Below are 19,941 nucleotides of genomic sequence, written 5' to 3'. Positions count from 1 at the left end.
CTGCATTTAGAATTTGTTTTTGCTAAATTGAGTACACAGTTTTATGAAGTTTTCATACCGTCTCATAGATACTGTGCCATTCTTTACCGCTTCAATTATGGCGCAGTGAGGGGTATCTATATGGGTACAATTACGAAACTTGCACTGCGACAGGAATGGTTTAAATTCAGTATATCCCTGAGCAAGCAGGGACGTATCTATATCCCAGAGACTAAATTCTCTAACTCCTGGCGAATCGATTAAGGCACCACCACTCGGTAAATGATAGTACCGAGAGTTGCTTGTGGTATGTCGTCCTAATTCACTACCGTCAGAGAGTTCGTTAGTCGCAATGCCTTCTTCATGAGGAAGAATTCTGGAAATTATTGAAGATTTACCTACACCTGATTGCCCTACAAAAACATTAATCTGATGGTTCAGACTTTGTTTAAGCTGTTCAAACCCTATGACGTCTTTTGTATGGGTCATCATTATAGGATAACCCAAGGCTTGATAATCATTGATTAATTGTGATCTCAGATCATCACAGGGGAGATCGGTTTTATTCAGGAGAATAACCGCGTGAAGATGAAGGATTTCGGCCATGATGAGGTAACTGTCGAGCAATGGCCAACTGATTTCAGGTTTAGGAGCAATAACAATGATCAGTTGCGTTATATTTGCTGCCACCGGTTTTTTCAAACCGGTGCTGGTTGGTCTTGCCAGGATACTCCCTCTAGGATACAGGCTAACTACTACGCCCTGTTTCACTCCTTCTGTTTGCCAAACAATGCGATCACCAGCAACCAACGTATCCAGATTGGGTCTGATGGAACAGCGAATTCGATTGCCCTGGTTGTCTTCAATTTCAACATGTCTGCTGAATCGAGTAATAACTAGACCATCAGCCAGAGAGTCAGGATTGTTTTCTTTTTCCTCTTGATAATTTTGCTGTATTTTTTCTATGCGTGCTGATTGTTGTTTATTAATCCGTCTTTTACTCATGGTGTCGATCTATACTATAATTGTTTCGTTTATTAATGATACAGTATGAAGGTAAATCATATTTAATGAAAGTCTACTTGGTGGGTGGTGCCGTTCGGGATCAATTATTGGGTATTCCAGTTAAGGAACGTGATTGGGTTGTTGTTGGTTCAACTCCGGAACAATTGCTCAACAATAAGTTTAGACAGGTGGGTCGTGATTTTCCTGTTTTTTTGCATCCGCAAACCAATGAAGAATATGCTTTGGCAAGAACGGAACGAAAATCTGCTCCAGGGTATTATGGTTTTGATTGTGATTTTAGTACCACAGTAACCCTTGAGGAAGATTTGGCTCGTCGTGATTTAACCATTAATGCGATGGCAATGGATGAACAGGGCAACTTAATTGATCCTTATAATGGACAACAAGATATCAATAACAAAATATTACGCCATGTTTCCCCTGCTTTTATAGAGGATCCGGTACGAGTTCTCAGAGTCGCCCGTTTTGCTTCCCGATTTCATAGTCTTGGTTTTACCCTGGCTAATGAAACGCGGTCGTTAATGTATGCAATGGTTAAACGAGGCGAATTATCCCATTTGGTTCCTGAACGTGTTTGGCAGGAATTTCAGAGGAGCCTTGAAGAAAAGAATCCTGAACAGTTTATTACTACCCTGCGTTCCTGTGGTGCTTTGGAAGTGATTCTTCCTGAAATTAACTCCTTGTTTGGGGTACCCAATCCTTTTCACCATCACCATGAAATTGACAGTGGTGTTCATAGTTTATTGGTCTTGCAGTCTGCTGTAGCCTTAAGCCCGGATCCTGTTATTCGCTTTGCGGCCTTAGTTCATGACTTGGGTAAACTATTGACGCCGATTCGCGAATGGCCAAAACATTATAGACATGAAGACTCTGGGGTGGCGGTTATAGAAGCTTTGTGTACGCGATTGCGAATACCGAATGATTATCGTGTTTTGGCTACGCTTGTATCAAGATATCATCTGATCATCCATCGTTTATTTGAATTACGTGCCAATACCATAGTGGATGTATTGGAGCGTACAGACGCTTTTCGAAGGCCTCATCTGTTTCATAATGTACTTATCGCGTGCCGGGCTGATGCAGAAGGGCGTGGAAAACCCGTAGATTATAAGCAAATGGAATTATGGTCTAAAATTTTAGCCGAATGTGTTAAAGTAAACCCCAAAGAATTAATAGCGCAGGGTTATGAAGGAAAAGCCATAAAAGAGGCTCTGCATGCACGTCGCGTAGCCAGTGTAAAACAATTACTAAATTCCTGGAAATGAAATGAAAAATAATCAAAATTTAATATGGATAGATTTGGAAATGACAGGTTTGGAGCCTGAGCAGGATAGAATTATAGAAATGGCCACTATCGTTACTGATCCTCACCTGAATATTTTGGCAGAGGGGCCTGTTATTGCTGTATCTCAACCTAAAAGCTTAATTGATGGAATGGATGCCTGGAATACGAGGCAACATAATCAGTCGGGCTTGGTTAAACGGGTATTGGAAAGTCAGATTGGTGAAGCGCAGGCAGAGCAATTGACCATTGATTTTTTGAAACAATATCTGGATAAAGGTAAATCACCTATGTGTGGGAATAGTATTTGCCAGGATAGACGATTTTTATATAAATATATGCCTGAGCTTGCTGCTTTTTTTCACTATCGAAATCTGGATGTAAGCACTTTAAAAGAACTGGTTATTCGTTGGAGACCCGAGTTATTGAGTGGACTGGTTAAAGAATCCAAACATCTTGCTTTAGATGATATTAAAGATTCAATTAACGAGTTAGCATATTATCGTCAGCATTTCATCAACATGCCGGAAGTAACAAAATGATACAAAGAGAACGACTGGAGCTGCCTAATGGCGCAAATAAATTATTATTACATTCCTGCTGCGCACCATGCTCTGGAGAGGTAATGGAAGCATTGGTCTTTTCAGAAATTGAATTTGCCATATACTTTTATAATCCCAATATCCATCCGGTACAAGAATATGAAATCAGGAAACAGGAAAATATAAAATTTGCCGAAAAGCATAATATCCCATTTATCGATGCTGATTATGATAAAGATAATTGGTTTGAGCGAGCCAAGGGATTAGAATGGGAGCCGGAGCGCGGTAAACGATGTACTATGTGTTTTGATATGCGTTTTGAACGAACTGCTTTATATGCACATGAGCATGGGTTTCCAGTTATTTGCAGTTCACTGGGGATATCGCGCTGGAAAGATATGAACCAAATTAACGATTGTGGTGTTCGTGCAGCAAGTCATTATCCGGAGCTGGTGTATTGGACTTATAACTGGAGAAAAAATGGCGGATCGGAACGAATGTATGAGATCGCCAAACGGGAAGAGTTTTATAAACAGGAGTATTGTGGTTGTGTGTATTCTTTAAGAGACACCAATGCCTGGCGAAAACAGAAAACTCGTGACAGAATTAAAATAGGGATTAATTATTATACCGATGAGCAGCAACAATAAGGAACATTATGAGTAAGCATTCGCATGAGGGAGCAGATAACCATCATGACCATCATGGTCATAGTCACGGTGAGGTAACTTATAATAAGTCCTTTTTAATTGCGATTATTGCGAATAGTGTCTTTGTGGTGTTACAGATTGTCTATGCGTATATAGCCAATTCGACCAGTTTATTAGCCGATGCGTTTCATAATTTAGGTGACGTACTGGGTTTAATTCTGGCTTGGATTGCTATAGGCCTAATGAGTCTTAAACCGACAAAAAAAGCAACTTATGGTTTGAAGAAAACGTCCATATTGGCCGCTTTGGTTAACGGTGGGTTACTGATTTTTACTTGCGGGATAATTGCCACTGAGGCAGTGTATAAATTAATGTCTCCTACGGAAATTCAAGCGGTGTCCGTAATGATTGTTGCGGGAATTGGAATCATTGTAAATGGTACTACGGCCTTATTATTTTTGCGCGGCTCCGATGATCTCAACATCCGTGGAGCTTATTTGCATTTGTTTTATGATGCCCTGGTTTCTGTTGGCGTAGTTTTTTCTGCTGCATTATTGTATTGGACTGGCTGGTTGTGGATAGATCCGGTTGTGGGCATATTAATTGCCTTGGTCATTCTAAAAGGAACCTGGTCCTTATTTGCTGATAGTTTCAGATTAATTATTGACGGAGTTCCCAGAGCGATTTCCTGGGCTGCGGTAAGCGAGTTCCTGATTTCCTGGCCAGGTGTTCAGAGTATTCATGATTTGCATATCTGGGCTATGAGTACTAAAGAAAATGCTTTGTCAGTACATCTCTATATGCCTAATGATTTTCTAACTGACGAGTCTCGAGCAGAAATGGTTGAGCAGTTGAGAAAACAATTCGGGATACAACATGTGACGATTCAGACCGAAAAGACAGAAAAAGATTGTAATGATGCCTGTCATTCACCAATGTCCTGGATTTAACTGATTCAGGAATTACGAAACACGCCAATCTTTTCGTTAACAGAACTTTATCTTAAGTCCTGGTACAACGTGTCACTGGACAGAATTAGTGAACCGTTGTACTAAGATTGCCTCTTGACACTTTCAGGTTTTGAGGGGGGTGCTTACTCAAGCTTATTTATCGCTAACTCCAATCCCTTTCTGAAACTCTGACATGCCAGAAAAGGGTCGTTCAGTTTTTCGTAAAGTTTACCCAGTTCATTGTAAGCAGAAGGGGTTGGGTTTAATTCATTAGATTGTTCCAGATATTGTTTCGCTTTTCCCCATAAATGTTGGGCTATACAGAGCCGTCCTAAACATAAATACAAGGGAGCTGAATGAGGATTTTTTTTAAGCAATGATTCAGCAAAGGATAATTGATGTTCATCATTATAAAACAAACCGTATAGCTCAATGAGATGAGAATCAAATTCTTTGCGAAGACTACGTCTTAATAAGGCTTCTGCCTGGGCATATTCCTGCTTTCCATATAAGTAGCGGACATATTCAGAAACTATTTCGGAATTATAGGTTAACGATTTGGGGAGTGAATTAAAAAGATTGGATACAGCTTCGGATTGATGCTGTTTGGTTAAATCAATTATTGCTTGCTGATAGGTATTTTTTTGTAATTGATCAAAAGCACTATCGGAAATCACATGATATTTTTTTAAATCGGGTAAAAGTGCTATTAATTGAGGCCAATCCCGGACTTCTTCATAGAGGTTCATTAACAATTTCAAAACATAGGGATGTCGAGGCGCCAAATCTTGTAAATGTCTTAGCGTTGCTAGTGCTTGCTCCCATTGATGATTTGCAAGCTGCAGCTGTGCCTGGGTTAACTCCACAGCAATTTTAGCTTCTGGCATTGATTGTTGGGCTTCACGTAAATAATGGTCTCGTAATTGACTGTCTCCCATCTTTTGCGCGGCTCGTGCAGCCGTTAAATAATTAAGCAGAGGAGTGTCTGTATTGGGTAGGGCCTGGATTAAATGATTTTTTGCTTTTTGCCAATAGCCTTCGCTGTATTCAATTAAGCCTTTTCGGGTTGTCGCCTGGGCTTTTTGAGCTAACCGTCGAGAATTCCATTTGCTCAGAGCCCCAGGGGTTCTTGCAATTTTATGACAAAATTGTAAAAAAATATGCAGTATCATAAATAAGAACAGCAGACCAAATAGCGTTACCCATAAAGTGGTTTCGATAGTCCAGTGATTAATTGCGATCAACACATAGCCTGGATCGTAATTGAGTTGAATTCCCAGATATACCGAACCTAATAAGATAATAAATGCAACGAGAATTCGTATCATTATCAGTTCACTCCCTTCTCGCTGTTATTTATTGGATTGTCCTGTGATTCATTACTTTCAATTATCTGATTAAGCTGAGGCAGGGCAGCACCTGTAACTGGTTTTTCCTGCATTATTTTAATGTGCTGTAATTCTGCTATTTGATTTAACAAGGCAGCAGTATCTTGTGCTTTTTCATCAAATATTCTTTTAATGTTATTACTGGCTTGTGTCAGTGCAAATTGGTAAACAGTCGAGTTGTTATTCAGTAAGGCCCATTGCGCTTCCTGGAGACTCAGTCGAATGTTCTCTTTTAATGCGGATTCGAACAAGGGAGACATGAGTGGTTTGATGTTTTCATCGGTGCGGCGGACAATAACCACTTGTTCTAATAATTTGAGACTGTTTTTTAACCGTGCTTTCCAGCTTGAGGAATCGGATGATTGAGACAATTCCGTCTGGTCAGTTAATTTATTTTTTTCGAGAGGAGATTGGACGGTCAGAGTGTTGACACTGAGTTGTGCTGCATCCAGCTGGCTCAGTAATCCTGGAATATCAACAGTTGGTACAGCTTTTAACTGAGCAATCTCTTTAGCGATTACTTGTCGAATATCAAAAATCTGAGGGTTGTTTACTTGACTTAACAGCTTGTCGGCTTGCTGAAGCAGGGAGATCGATGCGTTATAATTATCGCTCCAATGAGTATTGATTTGCGCTAACTCCAGGTAATATCGTGCTTTGAGAAGGAGCCAATCCTGATTTTGATACAGGCGTTGTTTCATAGCAATTTGCAGCTCTTTATTTAAACCTTCAATTCGGATTTGCAAGTTGTTATGTGCTTGTTGTATTTTATTTTCTTTCTCAGTGAATTGATCCTGGATGTTGGATTGATTTTGCCCTAAATCTTCAACTTGGCTCATCAGGGTCTTATTCTCATCTACTAAATGCGTTTGTAATTTTTTATTGATCTGATTGTTATAAAGATTAATAACTATGGCTACAATGGCAATAATCAGGGCAGAACTTGATAGTAATGAATTGTTTTTGTTATTGGTCAAATTACCGTGTTCTTGTACTGGATTATCAGGCACAGTCTCAGAGTTATGCTGTACTTGAGTTGTTCCTTTTGTTTCTTCTTCATTGCTATTTGCCATGGATTAATCCTTGATAATAATCAAACAATGTACTCATCATCCTGTCAGGATGGCTTATTATAATCTGTGTAATACCACTTAATGCAGCTGAGTTAGCAAGTCGCTCACTTAGAACAATAGTGGGTTTGTTTTTTAACCAGTCATGTGCGTCTTTGCAGAACATCTTAAAAAGGTTATGCATGGACTGTTCACTTGTTAACAGTATAATATCCACTAAATCTTCGCGCCATAACGAATTGATAAATTGATGTTGAACCTCAGGCATTACTCGTTTGTATACTGCCAGGCTGAATAAATTGGCTCCCTTTTCTATTAGCGTTTGTTCAATAAGCGGCCTTCCACCTTCCCCCTTAAATAATAGCACGGTTCGATTTTTTAATTGTTGTAAACAATGGAGTGCTAACAAATGTTCGCTATCTGGAACTTCAGGAATATCATTGATTTCAATATGAAACTTACTTAGCTCTTTTGCACTTCCCTGCCCAATGGCGATGACATTAATATGCTTGGGCCACACGATTTTATGACGTAATAATTGAGTAAAACAATAATGCACCGCGTTAGCGCTTATAAATATAGCATGACTCACGGTTTTTAAATCGGGTAATGAGTTTATCCATTGAACTTCAGATTCAACGATATCCAGAGTAGGGCATGCAATGGCTATTCCACCAGCTTCAATAATTGCGTTATTGAGCGCGTAGGCCTGTTCTTTGGGTCGAGTATTCAAGACGCGAAGCCCATGCAGTGACTGGCTCATTCTGACAGAGTATCCAGTAATGTTGCCGCTCCTCTGTTTAAGAGATTTTGACTGCATTGCATTGCCAATTGATGGGCCTGTTCCATCGTTCCTGTCTGAGTGTTGTCGATGATCTGAGAGCCATTCGGATTTAAAATTTTTGCTCTCAACTGGAGTTGGTTGTTGGAGGTCATTTTACAAAAAACAGCGAGTGGAACATGACAATTACCACCGAGTTGAGCATTGACTGTTCGTTCAGTGTGAACACAAAGTGAAGTAACCGGGTCATTTAAAATGCTAATTATATTTTGAATGTCTTGATCATCGGATCGGCATTCAATACATAAAGCGCCTTGACCGCACGCGGGTAACATGATGTCTTCCGATAGCAGCTCGGTAATCGATTGCTCCAGCCCCATACGCTCAAGTCCGGCTGCTGCCAGGATAATGGCATCATATTCACCCGCTTCGAGTTTGGCAAGTCGGGTATTAATATTTCCACGTAAGGTTTTGATTTGAAGATCTGGTCTGTACGCCAGTAACTGAGATTGACGTCTAAGGCTTGAAGTACCCACAATCGCTTTTAGAGGAAGCGCATCACAATTGGTGAATTTCGGGCTGACCAGGGCATCATAAGGATTGTGTCTTTTACAAATCGCAGCCAGGCTAAGTCCAGAGGGGAGTTCAGCGGGCATGTCCTTTGTAGAATGTACTGCTAAATCCGCTCTCTTATCCAGCAATGCCTCTTCAAGTTCTTTAACAAATAAACCTTTTCCTCCGGCAACTAATAATTTATCTTTAAGAAATTTGTCACCTGAGGTTACCATGGGCAGTAATTCGATATTTAAGGATGGCCATTTCTTTAATAGAGTCTCTCTGACATGATTTGCTTGCCATAAAGCCAGTGGACTTTGACGTGTAGCGATTCGAATGGTTTTTTGCTTCATGGATTATCGGATGCTTGTAAAATAAGCGTTGATAATAGCATTGATTCTTTCATTCTGCTAAGGGAATGGAGTTAAGTCAATTTAGAATTCTGGCCAGACTGGATTGAACAGTTTGTCATGATGAGACAGGATGTTTTGCCAGAATAAATTATTTATTTAGAGCATTGAACCTGGGTTTATTGACACCTCCGTTTAAGACGACCCAGACTTTTTTGCGGAACTAAGGGAATGAATTGTCTACACACTTTTTAAAAGGAAAGGGATTAGGGATGTGGCAAATTAAGAAAATTGTAAGGCATTTAGATGAATCCATGCAGCGAAGCTTATCTAACTCAGCTCATCAATTGGTTGCTGTTGGCGCCATAGCATTTTTGGGATTTCCATTTTTTTATCTGATTTGGGTGTATTGGTTCCCACAAGCATATGAAAGCCTGCTGTTACGTCTTATTGGCAGCTTGTTAGGTCTGGGATTAATGCTGACTCCTTACTGGCCAGCCCCATGGAAGAATTATTTATCCTGGTATTGGTTTTTAACCTTATTGTTTACCTTACCGTTTTTTTTCACTTTTCTTTTTTTGATGAATCAGGCCAGCGTTATCTCAGCAATGTCTTTGCTATGCAGTGTATTTTTGCTGGTGTTGCTCGTCGATTTATTGAGCTTAACCATCGTCTTGAATTTAGGTGTTGGCATGGCTTTAATAGGATATTACTGGCTATCTCCGCACATCTATTTCGGCGAAGAGCACATAGAAATGGCTTTAGTCATCCTCTTTACTATAATAGCAGGCTCTACATTAAATTATAAAACCGCCATGCTGCAACAGCAACGTTTAGCCGGGATGGCAGCTGCTGCTGGAATGATTGCTCATGAATTGAGAACTCCTTTATTGGGAATTAAAAGTGGTGCCCAGGCTCTGGTTCAATATTTACCAGGATTAATTCAAGGTTATCAACATGCGAAAGAACATCAGTTGATACTAACGCCTTTGAAAGAGCGGCGATTGCTGCAACTGGAGGGCGTTAGTGATCGAATTGTAAGTGAGATTGATTACGCGAATACAATTATTGATATGTTATTGGTTAAGGCTGGTCGCGAGAACACCATACAGAATTGTATTATGGAAACGTGCTCCATGGCAGATTGTTTAAATGAAGCAATTTCACGATATCCTTTCTTATCACCACGAGAGCGAACTTTAATTTCCTGGGAAGGGGATTTTCAATTTAAAGGATCAAAGTTGCTCATGCAGCATGTCTTATTTAATTTAATAAAAAATGCACTCTACATGATTGCAACCGCTCAACGCGGCGAGATTCATATTTGGACTGAATATGGTGATAAATTCAATTATTTACATTTTAAAGACACTGCTAAAGGGATGACCAGTCAACAAGTTTCTCGTTTGTTTAATCATTTCTATACCACGACGTTCATGGGTACAGGTATAGGGCTTTCTTTTTGTAAATTAGTGATGAATGGCTTTGGTGGTACTATTACTTGTGAAGCTGAAGAGGGACAATATGCCTTATTCAGCTTGAGTTTTCCAATTATCGATTAATTTTTATACTCAGGGATAGAATAATGAAAGGAACTAAGTTACTCCGTTTAACACACCTGATTTTATTTATGTGTTGCTCCAATCTTCTGTTTTCGGGCTCACAGCCAAAATTTACTATTATCCCTACAGTTGTGAATAGCAATATTGTCCAGGTTTCAAGCATTGGTAAAGCGGATGTAACCTATCTGATTACTAATAAAACCAAATTGCGTCGTGCGCTGGTGATGACGCCTATTACGGGTATTAGCATGATTCGCGGTGGCGTATCGAACTGCGCCGATACTTTCGTGCTTGACCCTCAGCAGTCCTGTGTATTGAAACTTGAAATTAATGGAAGTCAAATACCCGCGAAAGGACATTTTGGTGGGCCGATTATTTGTAAGAGAAATGACAATGGCTCACCCGATCCATTTTTATGTTCAGAACCCTCACAACCCCAGAGTTTGAATATTTCTGTTATTTCGCCTGGATTGGGGCGGTTTGAGTTTCGTCAGAATGGGGTGCCAATTCCTGGAAATACCATAAGACTGGTTTCAATTGATTCAGGAGCTATTGAACTGTTTAATTCAGGAACTGGAATCATTCATAATATAACCCTTTCTTATCCAGCTGGTTATTTTACCAGTACTTGTGGTTCTACTCTTGCTCCCAATCAAGGATGTTTTCTTAATTACACCATTCCTCCCCTTCCACCATCGGAAACCTTGTTCATCATCGCCAATGGTCTCAATGCGAGTAATAGCCCACAATCTTTGAAGGTCGTCGTTAATCCAGGATTTGCTTATATTACTAACTCAAGTAATGGCAGTGTGTCTCAATGTGGTTTTTTACCTGATGGACGATTTAGTATGTGCAATGATTCCGGAGTGGGTAATGCGTTTAATGGCCCAGGTGGAATCGCACTCAATCAGAATCTAAACATCGCTTATGTAGTCAACTCATTCGGAGGAACGGTTTCACGTTGTATGATGAACAGTAATGGAAATTTTGTTTCATGTACTGACTATAATGGAGGGAGTACACCGTTCGTAAGTCCTGAAAGCATCACTTTGAACAATGCGGGTACCCGCGCTTATGTAACTAATGTCAATTATGTATCAGTGTGTTCTCTGGATTCTAATGGGGCGTTTATTGATTGTCTTAATGCGGGAGGAACGGGGGTACCTTTGACCGCTCCATTAGGGATTGTTTTAAACGAGCTGGAAACTTTTGCATATATAAGCTGTTGTGATGAAGTAGTTAAGTGTTTAATAAAATCTGATGGTACGTTTGGACTTTGTACTGATTCAGGACCTGGTAGCATTTTTACCTTGCCTAATGGCATTACCCTTAATAAGCGAAATTTTATTGGCTATGTGGCTAATCAGGGCAGTCCTGGAGAAGGCGTCTCATTATGCGCAGTTTCAGGTGGGAACTTTACGGCATGTACTTTATTCACGTCCTCGTTATTCCAGAATCCAACGTCAATAGAATTAAATAATTCAGAAACTTTTGCTTATGTAACTGATCTGAGTAATGTCGTATTAGTCTGCAGGATGAATGCTAATGGTGGTCTTTTGAGTTGTGTGGATTCAGGAGGTGTCTTTAATGGACCTTTTGGAATTGCATTATCACGTTAACAGTTTAACTTTGGAATGTAACGGCGTCATTCTAGATTGAAATAAAATGACGCCGTTATTTAATTGATCAGTTTTATAATGCTTTTAGGACTGTGAAGCCCGTAGGGATAGGGCAATAAAAATATAGGTCCAGCCATTGACTATCATCTCGATAGCAATAAACAGTCCAATTACCCAGAGACCGCTAATAGGCCATTGCGCTAATATCAGTACCCCAAGAATTATTGCGGTGATACCTGCTAACAATAACCAACCCCAACCTTTGGATTCTCGCAATACTAAAGCCATAATAATACGTGTGAATCCAATAACGATCAGTACAGCAGCTAAAATACCTGTGATTAAGGTTGATGCCAGGAATGGGTCATAAAATACCAGACATCCTGCTGCAATATATAATACTGCAATTAAAGCCTGCCAGATAATCCCTTTCCATTCTTTATGTTTAAATACATCAATAATATGAGTTATACCGGAGACGACTAGAAGTGCACCAAAAAAATACATACTTACCAGGGTCAAGCCAACCACCATACCTAGACCTATACAGCCTAAGAATAGAAAAAGTATTCCCAGTCCTAAAATCCAACCCCAGTTACGCTTCAATTCACCAACTATTGGTTGGTAAACTTCGTTTGAATTAGCCATAAAATATCCTTATTAAATTACACAGATTGTAAGCAGCGATGACTTCGAATTTAAGAAATAAGCAATGAAGTCACTTTAATATAGACTAATTATCAATGAGTTGTCGAATGTTCTCTTTGAGTAAAACCAGGTTTTTGAGTCGGTTGAAATGAGTCGTTAAAGTCGAAACCATTTAAAAACAGGTACTCTACATTGATTTATGCATATAAATCGCAAATGATTTGGCTAAAGTAGTCAATCATGATATTTTATAGACAGGTTTGCAGCTTGTGTGTGGATTTGATTTATAAAGGATTTAGTGCGTTTCAATAGGATTTGTTTTCGTATCGTTTTGCTCAGGAGGAGCTATGCAACATTTCTCTATACCTACCTGTTACTTCCCAAGTACTGCGGTATTTGTAGATGATAGTCGCGATTTCTTGCTCAATTTTGTTCTGCATTTAGATGAGGGATTGGCCTATCGAGTCTTTGATTCTCCATTTAATGCATTGGAATGTATACATAAAAAGCGTTGTGAACTGGAACTATTGAGTCAGCGCTGCATCAGTGAATATACAGAAGCTAAAAATTGTCCTTTGACTAATCATACAATCAATTTGGATTTAGCTGCGATACATGCTGAAGTTTATAATTCGAGAAGATTTTCAGAAATTTCCGTAGTGATTGTCGATTATGCCATGCCGGGAATGGATGGTCTGGAATTTTGCAGACGAATTGAAGATACCAATATAAAAAAGATCCTGTTAACAGGCCAGGCTGATGAAAAACTTGCGATTGAGGCCTTTAATGAGGGATTAATTCATCGATACATCAAAAAAAGCGATCCCGATGTTGCTGGTCTGATAATCAAGAGCATTCATGATTTGCAATTGCAGTACTTTCAAAGTATGTCCGATATGGTTGTTCGTATGCTCTCAGTAACTTCGCCAAGCTGTCTTCATGATAAAAAATTTGCTGAATGGTTTTGGGATTTATGTAAAAAGAAAGGGATAGTGGAATTTTATCTTGCTGATAATTCAGGTAGTTTTTTCATGCTGGATGATGACGCCAATATCAGTTTTTTAATTGTAAAAAATGAAGCCGATATGCGTCTGCATTATGATTTGGCTTTGGATAATGGAGCCAGTGAAGAGGTTTTGGACCAATTACTCAGTGGCGAGAAAATCCCTTGTTTTTGGCAGTCAAATTCGGCTACCCCACAATGGAACGAATGGACCAATTGTTTAGTACCTGCTCATAAATTTGTTTCTGATGAAACCTATTATTATGCTTATGTGCAAGGCGCTGTATTATTTGATGTTCGCCTGGATAAAATTTTATCCTATCACCAATACCTTGAAGAGTTGGATGCGGAGGAAATGTTTCTTACTTAATAGACAGGTGATTTGTTAACGCACTCTATTTAAAACCTGAATATATTAAGAGGTGTTGGTGGTGAATAAATTGATGAATTGTCACCGTCCTCTAGAGCGCCAAATGATTTAAATTGAACAAATTAAATTCGACTCTTAATAAGTCAAAAATAGTAACTCATAATCAATTTCGACGTCCCGTGGTCAAGCCACGGGACGTCGAGACTACGATAGGTGTATGTATTTAAATCATTCGGTGCTCTAGTCGAACGCAGGTTTTATAATCTATTGTGTTGATAATTGAAAAAAGGAATATCTCGTTTATGCTCCGCTAATTTGAGTAAGCAGTCAATAACTCGAATCAAATCCTTTTTTTCGTGATTGGAGCTAATGGATAAACGAATCAATGTTTTATTTTTGGGGGTGGCTGGAGAACAAAATACAGCCCCAAAAATATCTTCTTTTTCCAGTTCATTGCGTAACCAAATCGTATTTGCTTCGTTTCCCGTCATAATTGGAATAATTTGTGATGTACTGTAACCGATATTAAAACCGTGTATTAAGAGGGCTTCTCGTAAAAACGTTGCATTGGCATGTAATTTTTCTCGACGCCACTCTTCTCTCGAGATAATCTCCAGAGAAGATGAAAATCCAGCCAAATCATGAGGAACCAGTGCGGAACTAAATATTGCTGGAAGTGAGGAGTAGCGAACAAATTCAATTAGCCGTTTTTTTCCTGCAATTAATCCACCTCTACCTGAAAAAGCTTTCGCCAAACTTGCCGTTATGACATCAACCTGATCGGATAGACCTAATTCGTTAACCAATCCTTTTCCATATGGACCATATGTTCCAAGTGAGTGCGATTCATCAACAATTAACAAGCAATTGTATTTTTTGGCAATTTTGACAAATTCCAGAAGTGGACTGATTGTTCCCGTTGTACTGTATATGGAGTCAACTGCAATAATACCTGGGCCATGCCGTTCCAATCTTCTGCATAAAGACTCTATTGAATTATGATGAAACGGAATGGGTTTGGCATTAGCTGCCTTTACACCAGCCCAAAACGACATATGTGTATAAAAATCCAAATAAACCGGCGTGTTTCGTTTGGCCAGAGCCTGAATGATACCCACATTGGAACACCATCCTGACTGAGTTAGTAAGCTTGAGGGATAATTTAAAAATGTGCTAAACCGTTTTTCGCAACTATCCAGCAACAAACTGTTATTACTTAAAAATACGGCTGATTGCATTTGGCCATTACCGTGTTTTTGCATGGCGTCCATTTGAGCATTAATTAATTCAGGGTGCTGGCTTATATGTAAATAATCATTACTTGAAAAAATAAGTGCTGTAGGAGTAGGTGTTTTTCCATTAAGAATATGCCTTCCTTGCCAAGATTTTTTCACTCGCTCTTCAAAGTAATGATCCATCGCATCATTGATGAAACCAGGATAGTGTTCTGTTTCTGCTCCAGATTCCCAATTCGATGACTCTGAATTATTAGTTTCTGTGTTGTTCTCTTGAATTCCCATCCCTAACTCAGATTCTTGTCCATTGGCGGCAGTGTAACATGGCTTTATCAGTTCCCCCAATAATCCTGTTCATAGGTAGGTAAAGAGAAGCAAAAATGCTTGAATGCAGGGATACCTCCGTAATGCAAAATCCGCATTTATTTCTATATTATATACAGTGCATTGTTTGATTGGATGGGCTAAAGCAAATGGCAGAATATATGCTGGATACATCGAGTGAATCTTCCTCGTTGATAATTTTCAGAATCTGGTTCCCGGAACACAAGAGTCGCCCTTTATCGATCGTTATAAGCGTGAGTTTTTGAATGATGAACGTGCAATGACTCAAATGAGAAAACAGTCGTTGAATGAGTTTCCTCCTGTTTTGTCATTTAGAACAGTGTACTCTGGATGCGATGGGTAACATCATGTGCTTACATGCCACCGAATGGTTGGCGGCATGTAGATGTAATTACCTTTTAGCCTGCAATCTTCTTATTTATAAGAAATTGGGAAAAGGAACAAAATTATTTAAACACGAACCTGAATACCAATATAAGGCCCATAATAAGTGACATAATTTAATCTTAATGGATCATTCGTACTCGATGCAGCGCGTCTGCCATGGATATCATTGTAATAAATGATTTTAAACCCGCCTGAAATCCCTGCATCATATTTACGAAAAACCGCAGGCATACGGTATAAAAGACCGAGATCGAAAAAGCCGTAAGGCACCAGCCGATCGCGATTAAAACTTTGAAAGTCGACAAAATTGATCGGTTGAACAGGGGCATCATCAATGTCTCCTACCGTTCGCATATCCGATTGGCCGACGAGAAAACCAAGAGTCACATCATTTTTCAGGGTGAGCCTATCCAGTAAAGGATACTGACTTTCAAGACCAACCACAGGGCCAAGCCCTTTAAACTGGCTCGTGAGTCTATGGGTAAAAGAACCACCTACACGATAAAACCGTTGAATCAGTCGATCATTTTCATCAACGTAATGAAGTCCAGTATAGGGTCTTAATCGCCAACCTGTTTGGGTGGCGTTAATTACTGCACCGACGGTTAATTCATAATTATTGAGATCGAAAAGAACGCTTCCAGAAGCCTCATCAAAAAAAGTACCGGAAACAAGGGTGGCGTTGACTACCAACAATGCATTTGGGGCTACAATAGAAGACCCCTTCTCATGATCAAAATGTGTTGTTCTGAATTGAACATCGGTATGTTGGACCGCCAGATCATACTTGATAAATGCTGACCAGGATGGTTCGTAAGAAGCATGAACATAATTCCCACTCGCGGCCACGATAGCGGGGGTTACAAAGACCATTTTCGTCGCGTAATCAATCATCGCACCATCAGGTTTTAAAAATGATAGTTCACCGCCAATGGTCCATCGACATGAGGAACCAGACATGCAATCGTCTTTTTGCAGACCCATTTCTCCAGCAGTCCCGGTCATTATGAAGGACAATAAAAGCATTCCAAGTACATACTGTTTCATCTGTGTTAAAACTCCCTTTTTTTCGTGGTCAAACTTCACATTATTAACTGTCTGTGCAGCATTCTATTTCATTTTGAATGGCTTTTCTAAGCTTATACTGCTTGAAAAGCCATTCAAAATGGCGGGAGAAATACTATCATATACATTAAGTTAAGTCTTGAAACTTGGTTCCAATTATTTTCCTTGTGTTTTGCCATGTAACAATCATCAGAACAGAAATTTTATGAAGAAGAGCCACGAAATCGTCAGCTTTTTTCTGTATACTTCTTTAAATGGTGCTGGAAAAAAACGTCACTTGTCGGTATGATTTTTGAATTGTAATCTTGAGGGCGCATCCATGAGGTTGATTAGCGTAGCGCTGTTAACAGTGTGTTCATTTTCAATTTTTGCTTTGGATGATATAGACAGACAGCAAATACAACAAAGAATTCAACCCATAGGTAAAGTCCGAGTTCAGGATCAGGGTAATGATACTTCTGAAACCGTGACAAAAAATGAATCAACTGCTAAAGTAGAAAACAAAGAGCCTGGTCAGGAGACGTACGAGCAATATTGTATTGTTTGCCATCGTGATGGATTAGCCGGAGCACCCAAATTTCGCGATAAAACCGATTGGGCGCCTCGACTATCAGGTCGAACAATCGATGAGTTGGTCTCCTCAGCAACAAAAGGATTGAATGCTATGCCACCAAAAGGAACTTGCGCTGAATGTACTGAAGGAGATCTTAAAGCGGCTATCCAGTATATGTTGCCAAAATCATGACTAAATTTGCTTATAGAAAAACTCAATCGTTTCTGGCATTAATTACACTTTTTGTATTAATGTCATCCTTTTATTTTCAATATATTATGGGGCTTCAGCCCTGTCCTTTATGTCTCATGCAACGTGTATGTGTTTTTTTGTTATTGGGTATTATGGGACTAAGTCTTGGTACTTTGAAAAAAGCTCATTTTGTTAGTTTTTTGCAGATTATAATAGCCTGTGCCGGCTTGTTTTTTTCTTTAAGGCAACTTTGGTTGCAATCATTACCTGCTGGCCAAGCTCCAGCCTGTATGCCTGGATTGGATATATTAATACGTTATTTTCCCTGGCAAACTGTAGCTAAAGCCTTATTTTGGGGGGCAGGAGATTGCGCGGAAACTACCTGGAGTATGATGGGAATTTCCATGCCGGGTTGGGCCGCCATGTATTTTCTTTTTATGGCCATTACAGGATTATTCTTGTTTTTACGAACGCGATCTTTAATTTATTAACTGGTAATAATGATTTGATTTGGCTATGATTGCTCTTTTTTTGAGTTATCTCTATTTAGATGAATAAATTTTCTTGCGAAGTGCTTTACCGGCATGCCGGCACTAAAGCACGTGTTACCCGCGTTACTAGCCCTCATGGCGAGTTTATTACTCCGGTGTTTATGCCGGTCGGAACTCGTGCGGGAGTAAATAACATGACTCCAAGAGAATTATTATCTGCAGGCAGTCAGATTATTTTAGGTGGGAATACCTATCATATGCTGTGCGCTCCAGGGATGAACGTCATTGAAAAAGCGGGTGGTATGCATCCGTTTATGGGATGGCATGGTCCCATGTTAACCGATAGCGGCGGTTTTCAGGTCTTCAGTTTATCCAAAAATAAAGAGATTTGTACTATTGATGAGGAAGGTGCTCATTTTAAACTTCCTGGCAGCCAGGGTCTGATTCATATGACTCCAGAGATGTCGTTGGAAACACAAAAAATCATTGGCGCAGACATCATCATGGCCTTTGATCAATGCACTCCAGATAGTTGCTCCAAAGACGAAGTCGCTCACATTATGTCACGTACACATCGTTGGTTAAAACAGTCCGTGAATTATCATCTTGAGCATCCAGATTCACGTTATGGGAATCAACAAGCTTTATTTGGTATCGTTCAAGGAGGTATTTTTGAGGATTTACGACGGGAATGTGCTGATTTTGTTGCTTCAATGAATACAGACGGAATTGCAATTGGTGGTGAGACTATAGGTTTTGATATGAAAACCACAGTTGATGTTATCCGTTGGGTTCGCGATTTCTTGCCTGAAAATAAGCCTCGTTACACTATGGGCGTAGGAATGTCGCCACAGGATCTTTTGGATGTAGTTGCAGAGGGAATTGATATGTTTGATTGTGTAGCTCCGACACGCAACGCGAGGCATGGGGCTTTATATTGTGGTGAGTTGGTGCAAGAGGGGAATTGGTTACGTTTTTCCAGTGAATATGAGAATGAACGAATTCAAATTAAAAAATCCTGTTTTTCAGATGATTTGTCCCCTGTAATGGCGAGTTGCTCTTGTTATACCTGCCTCAATTATTCACGATCGTATTTACATCATTTATTTAAAAGAAAAGCCAATTTATTTACGGCTCTTGCCAGTATTCATAATATCCATGTACTTCATGATGTTTGTGCTAAAATGCGGGCTTTGGTAATAAATTCGTAACTTCTCACTAACCCGGGGAATTTCAACATCATGAGCGCCGTGAAGGATCTCCAAATACGGACACCAAGTCGGTTTCAGGAGATCTTGCTTCGTTCTAGATGACATCTATCGGACTTATTGAGACGTTGCATCAATACCTAACAATTTAAGATTTAACAGGAGATATAATGGTTGTAATTAGCACATCTAAAGGTGATATTCATCTACAGTTAGATACAGAGAACACTCCAGGAACAGCAGAAAATTTTCTGAAATACGTTCGAAGCGGTTTTTACAATGATACGATCTTTCATCGGGTTATAGACGGATTTATGATTCAGGGCGGAGGCTTAAATGCGGATATGCAGCAAAAGTCTACAGAGGAACCCATCAAAAATGAAGCCAAAAATGCCAAGCCAAATAAGCGTGGAACTATAGCAATGGCAAGAACTATGGATCCACATTCTGCTACTGCTCAATTTTTTATTAATGTCGCAGATAATGGTTTTCTTAACTACAGTGGCGATCATGCCCAAGGCTTTGGATATTGCGTATTTGGTGAAGTTGTTGAGGGTATGGATGTTGTTGATGCGATTGCGAAGGTAAAAACAGGACAGAAAATGGGGCATGGGGATGTGCCTGTGGAAGAAGTAAGCATTATAGCTATTAAAGAAGTTTAATAGGGGTGATTCCGTAGTAGACAATAAA

The 19,941-nt window shown here is 39.6% G+C and carries 19 protein-coding genes; 11 read left to right on the top strand and 8 right to left on the bottom strand.

Features of this window, described 5'->3' with window-relative positions:
• Positions 1 to 6: 6 nt before the first annotated feature.
• Entirely contained in the window at positions 7 to 984 is a 978-nt protein-coding gene (gene rsgA, locus Lqua_RS03250) for a ribosome small subunit-dependent GTPase A (RefSeq protein ID WP_058472850.1), read from the bottom strand.
• Positions 985 to 1,049: 65 nt separating this feature from the next.
• On the opposite strand from rsgA, the gene Lqua_RS03245 reads away from it, so the two are divergent.
• Genes Lqua_RS03245 through Lqua_RS03230 form a run of 4 tightly spaced genes read left to right on the top strand, consistent with a single transcriptional unit; the run spans position 1,050 to position 4,429 of the window.
• Positions 1,050 to 2,270: a multifunctional CCA addition/repair protein gene (locus Lqua_RS03245; RefSeq protein WP_058473072.1), complete on the top strand. Its 1,221-nt coding sequence runs from the start codon at positions 1,050 to 1,052 to the stop codon at positions 2,268 to 2,270.
• Between the two features lies 1 nt (position 2,271).
• Positions 2,272 to 2,829, top strand: coding sequence for an oligoribonuclease (gene orn / locus Lqua_RS03240; protein ID WP_058472849.1), 558 nt, complete (start codon positions 2,272 to 2,274; stop codon positions 2,827 to 2,829).
• Positions 2,826 to 3,479 (top strand): epoxyqueuosine reductase QueH, encoded by a 654-nt coding sequence (locus Lqua_RS03235; protein ID WP_058472848.1) that lies wholly within the window; start codon positions 2,826 to 2,828, stop codon positions 3,477 to 3,479. The genes orn and Lqua_RS03235 overlap by 4 nt, the downstream gene beginning before the upstream one ends.
• An 8-nt stretch (positions 3,480 to 3,487) precedes the next feature.
• Complete coding sequence (locus Lqua_RS03230; RefSeq protein ID WP_058472847.1) at positions 3,488 to 4,429, top strand: cation diffusion facilitator family transporter; 942 nt, start codon at positions 3,488 to 3,490, stop codon at positions 4,427 to 4,429.
• A gap of 143 nt (positions 4,430 to 4,572) precedes the next feature.
• On the opposite strand, the gene Lqua_RS03225 is transcribed toward Lqua_RS03230, so the two are convergent.
• Genes Lqua_RS03225 through hemC form a run of 4 tightly spaced genes read right to left on the bottom strand, consistent with a single transcriptional unit; the run spans position 4,573 to position 8,576 of the window.
• Positions 4,573 to 5,757, bottom strand: coding sequence for a heme biosynthesis HemY N-terminal domain-containing protein (locus Lqua_RS03225; RefSeq protein ID WP_058472846.1), 1,185 nt, complete (start codon positions 5,755 to 5,757; stop codon positions 4,573 to 4,575).
• Positions 5,758 to 5,759: 2 nt separating this feature from the next.
• A complete protein-coding gene (locus Lqua_RS03220) occupies positions 5,760 to 6,890 on the bottom strand; it encodes a uroporphyrinogen-III C-methyltransferase (protein WP_058472845.1) in 1,131 nt (376 codons plus the stop codon).
• Entirely contained in the window at positions 6,880 to 7,650 is a 771-nt protein-coding gene (locus Lqua_RS03215) for a uroporphyrinogen-III synthase (protein ID WP_058472844.1), read from the bottom strand. The genes Lqua_RS03220 and Lqua_RS03215 overlap by 11 nt, the downstream gene beginning before the upstream one ends.
• Positions 7,647 to 8,576, bottom strand: coding sequence for a hydroxymethylbilane synthase (hemC, locus tag Lqua_RS03210; RefSeq protein WP_058472843.1), 930 nt, complete (start codon positions 8,574 to 8,576; stop codon positions 7,647 to 7,649). The genes Lqua_RS03215 and hemC overlap by 4 nt, the downstream gene beginning before the upstream one ends.
• 269 nt (positions 8,577 to 8,845) lie before the next feature.
• On the opposite strand from hemC, the gene Lqua_RS03205 reads away from it, so the two are divergent.
• Both Lqua_RS03205 and Lqua_RS03200 read left to right on the top strand, forming a co-directional pair.
• Complete coding sequence (locus Lqua_RS03205) at positions 8,846 to 10,135, top strand: sensor histidine kinase (protein ID WP_058472842.1); 1,290 nt, start codon at positions 8,846 to 8,848, stop codon at positions 10,133 to 10,135.
• A 23-nt stretch (positions 10,136 to 10,158) separates the two neighbouring features.
• Positions 10,159 to 11,754, top strand: a complete 1,596-nt coding sequence (locus Lqua_RS03200) for an NHL repeat-containing protein (RefSeq protein WP_058472841.1) — start codon at positions 10,159 to 10,161, stop codon at positions 11,752 to 11,754.
• Between the two features lie 84 nt (positions 11,755 to 11,838).
• On the opposite strand, the gene Lqua_RS03195 is transcribed toward Lqua_RS03200, so the two are convergent.
• Positions 11,839 to 12,402 carry an HdeD family acid-resistance protein gene (locus Lqua_RS03195; protein ID WP_058472840.1) on the bottom strand — a complete coding sequence of 188 codons (564 nt, stop codon included), beginning with the start codon at positions 12,400 to 12,402 and terminating at the stop codon, positions 11,839 to 11,841.
• Between the two features lie 347 nt (positions 12,403 to 12,749).
• Between Lqua_RS03195 and Lqua_RS03190 the strand changes: the two genes are divergently transcribed.
• Complete coding sequence (locus Lqua_RS03190) at positions 12,750 to 13,775, top strand: response regulator (RefSeq protein WP_058472839.1); 1,026 nt, start codon at positions 12,750 to 12,752, stop codon at positions 13,773 to 13,775.
• A gap of 257 nt (positions 13,776 to 14,032) precedes the next feature.
• On the opposite strand, the gene cqsA is transcribed toward Lqua_RS03190, so the two are convergent.
• Complete coding sequence (gene cqsA / locus Lqua_RS03185; protein ID WP_238585519.1) at positions 14,033 to 15,355, bottom strand: alpha-hydroxyketone-type quorum-sensing autoinducer synthase; 1,323 nt, start codon at positions 15,353 to 15,355, stop codon at positions 14,033 to 14,035.
• Between the two features lie 450 nt (positions 15,356 to 15,805).
• Entirely contained in the window at positions 15,806 to 16,789 is a 984-nt protein-coding gene (locus Lqua_RS03180; RefSeq protein WP_058472838.1) for an Lpg1974 family pore-forming outer membrane protein, read from the bottom strand.
• Between the two features lie 337 nt (positions 16,790 to 17,126).
• Between Lqua_RS03180 and Lqua_RS03175 the strand changes: the two genes are divergently transcribed.
• The 4 genes from Lqua_RS03175 (at position 17,127) to Lqua_RS03160 (ending at position 19,913) form a co-directional block, all read left to right on the top strand.
• Positions 17,127 to 17,552 (top strand): c-type cytochrome, encoded by a 426-nt coding sequence (locus tag Lqua_RS03175; protein ID WP_058472837.1) that lies wholly within the window; start codon positions 17,127 to 17,129, stop codon positions 17,550 to 17,552.
• Positions 17,549 to 18,043 (top strand): disulfide bond formation protein B, encoded by a 495-nt coding sequence (locus Lqua_RS03170; protein ID WP_058472836.1) that lies wholly within the window; start codon positions 17,549 to 17,551, stop codon positions 18,041 to 18,043. Before Lqua_RS03175 ends, Lqua_RS03170 begins: the two co-directional genes overlap by 4 nt.
• 59 nt (positions 18,044 to 18,102) lie before the next feature.
• Positions 18,103 to 19,254 (top strand): tRNA guanosine(34) transglycosylase Tgt, encoded by a 1,152-nt coding sequence (tgt, locus tag Lqua_RS03165; RefSeq protein WP_058472835.1) that lies wholly within the window; start codon positions 18,103 to 18,105, stop codon positions 19,252 to 19,254.
• Positions 19,255 to 19,421: 167 nt separating this feature from the next.
• Positions 19,422 to 19,913: a peptidylprolyl isomerase gene (locus Lqua_RS03160; RefSeq protein WP_058472834.1), complete on the top strand. Its 492-nt coding sequence runs from the start codon at positions 19,422 to 19,424 to the stop codon at positions 19,911 to 19,913.
• Positions 19,914 to 19,941 lie beyond the last annotated feature (28 nt).

It is taken from the genome of Legionella quateirensis, assembly GCF_001467955.1.
Lineage (GTDB): Bacteria > Pseudomonadota > Gammaproteobacteria > Legionellales > Legionellaceae > Legionella > Legionella quateirensis.
This window is presented reverse-complemented; position numbering and strand designations above follow the sequence as displayed.